General features: G+C 35.1%; 1 protein-coding gene and 1 pseudogene. Both read right to left on the bottom strand.

Going from position 1 to position 2,148, the window contains the following annotated elements; all coding sequences use genetic code 11:
* Nucleotides 1–205 precede the first annotated feature (205 nt).
* Nucleotides 206–1,570 carry a lytic polysaccharide monooxygenase gene (locus tag AB3X49_RS21845; RefSeq protein ID WP_367964711.1) on the bottom strand — a complete coding sequence of 455 codons (1,365 nt, stop codon included), beginning with the start codon at nt 1,568–1,570 and terminating at the stop codon, nt 206–208.
* A 438-nt stretch (nt 1,571–2,008) separates the two neighbouring features.
* A pseudogene (locus AB3X49_RS21840) lies at nt 2,009–2,148 on the bottom strand (phosphatase); the annotation flags it as partial.

The following is a 2,148-nucleotide window of genomic DNA, read 5'->3' as shown; positions in this document are numbered from 1 at the left end:
GTTACTATATGATTCTACATTATGTATTCGTATAGTAACCTTTCTGTAGCTTATTCGTTTGAAAGTCTCTTTGATGAATATTCTAGATTAATACAAAAAGACGACGCTGAATACGTCGTCTTTTTTATAAGCAGAAAAGTTAACTCTCAAACTTCCTTTTTTTGCATCAAAGCCCATCATCTTTCATTTCATTTTGAGGTAAAGCTTACACTGTTTTCCATAAGGATAAAGCAAAAATCCAGTTTGGATCCCCATGTCCTTCATAATTCTGGACTGCTTCATACACTTTTCCCTCGTGTAAAACTCTATCTTCCTTTTTATATGCTTTCTTTGCATCCCACGCTTCATATGAAGCGCTTTCAGTTTTTGTAGTAATTGTGAACGTATCACTTTGTACGGATTCATTTCCAACTACATCCACTGCTTTCACTGCATATTTATAAGTAGTATTAGCGAGTAAATTTTTATCCATATAAGAAGTCGTATTGGATGTTGCAATTTTTTTCATTGTTCCTTCTATTTCTCTATAAATATCGTAATAGTCTACTCCAACGTTATCATCAGATGGGCTCCACATTAGATTCACACTTGACGCTGTTGTTCCCATGCTATGTAATCCTTTTGGTTGTGTTGGTGCTTCTGTAGGAGCTTCAACTGTTGTTTTCACTGTAAGCGCTGTACTTTCTTTCGATACATTGCCAGCTGCGTCAATTGCTTTTACAGTATAAGTGTATTCTGTGCTTGGTTGTAATTTCTTATCAATAAAATAAGTGCCTGGTACTGTGTCAATCATCTCTCCGTTACGGAAGATTTGGTACCCTTTTACTCCTACATTATCCGTAGAAACGTTCCATGTTAGTTCTATACTATTTGCTGTTACTTTTTGCGCCTGAATTCCATTTGGAATACTTGGCGCTTCTGTGTCTGGTTTCACATTATTGATGAGATTCACATCAATTACATTATAGAACGCATTTGCTGTATCAGCTACATCCCATACAGCTAAAATCACATGATATCCACTACGGTCAGTAGGTACATTGATTTTATGAGTTAAATTATTTGAAGCTGCAGAACCATCATGTTGTACAGTGCCAATTGGCTCAAAGTCTGCTCTTGTTAGTGCTTTATTTGGATTCCATCCTTTTTTTGTAATATAGTAGTGCCATTTGCTTGTTAAGTGAGGTGCTGTATACTTCCAAGTAAATGTATTTTCCCCACCAGTGATTGTATTTTTAAACCAACGATATGCTGTTTGTTGATCTAAAATACCGCCAAATTTTCCACCTGCAGAAGCGATTTGCCCATCAACTGGGCCACCTTGTGGGAATCCTTTTGGAGCTTCTAAACTTTGTGGTTCATACATAACACTTCCGCAGTTTACATTTAGAGCACCATAAGTTGGACTACATAAAGCGGAACGGCTACCAGGCTTTTCAACAAAGCCGTGCGCGTATGCATTTTGAGGAATAAGTGTCGTGCTGATAATTCCAGCTGTTAATGCAACAGCTCCTATACTTTTTTTGTTCATTTTCAAGTTTTGTAGTTGTTTTAAAAATCGATTATTCATGTTCCTGTCCCCTTCTTGTTATACTTCGTAGTGTAATGTGGGCTTTGATGTAAAAGAATAACAAGAGTCAATCTTATTTCGTGTATGCGTAAATATGCATACACCGTCGTAAAGAAACATTTCATTTCTTGTGAAATATTTCACTTATGGAATATATCATGACATAGAAATCACCTAAATGTGTGCAGAAGTTGTGCAGAAACAGTGAAATTACTACTAACACGTAAAACTACATCCTAAATTTATAAAGTAAAAGTGAGCAATAGAAATTGTAGTACTTGTAATGAAAAATTTCAGGTATATATATGGATGAATTGCACCAAGTCGTCTTGAAACCCTTCATCGTTAACTTAAAACGCATGGCAATGTGAGATCACATTATTTTAAAACAACGTGCCATCTCCATTTTCCATATATCTTTCTATCAATACTTTGAAATTACTTATCACTTGTAAACATTTCCGAATCCGTCAATATAGTTTCATAAAACTTATCATATTCTTCACTGTATTGAAGTTTTAACTTTTCTATTAAACTTGTATCTGGTGAAACAATGTCAATAACGTCTGTACTTATAT

Origin of the sequence: Bacillus sp. C30, assembly GCF_040838255.1 — a bacterium.
Classification (GTDB): Bacteria; Bacillota; Bacilli; order Bacillales; family Bacillaceae_G; genus Bacillus_A; species Bacillus_A mycoides.
This window is presented reverse-complemented; position numbering and strand designations above follow the sequence as displayed.

Bases quoted from the DNA above. Each gene is read 5' to 3' on its own strand.
- AB3X49_RS21845 (WP_367964711.1), bottom strand. From the start codon at position 1,570: ATGAATAATCGATTTTTAAAACAACTACAAAACTTGAAAATGAACAAA.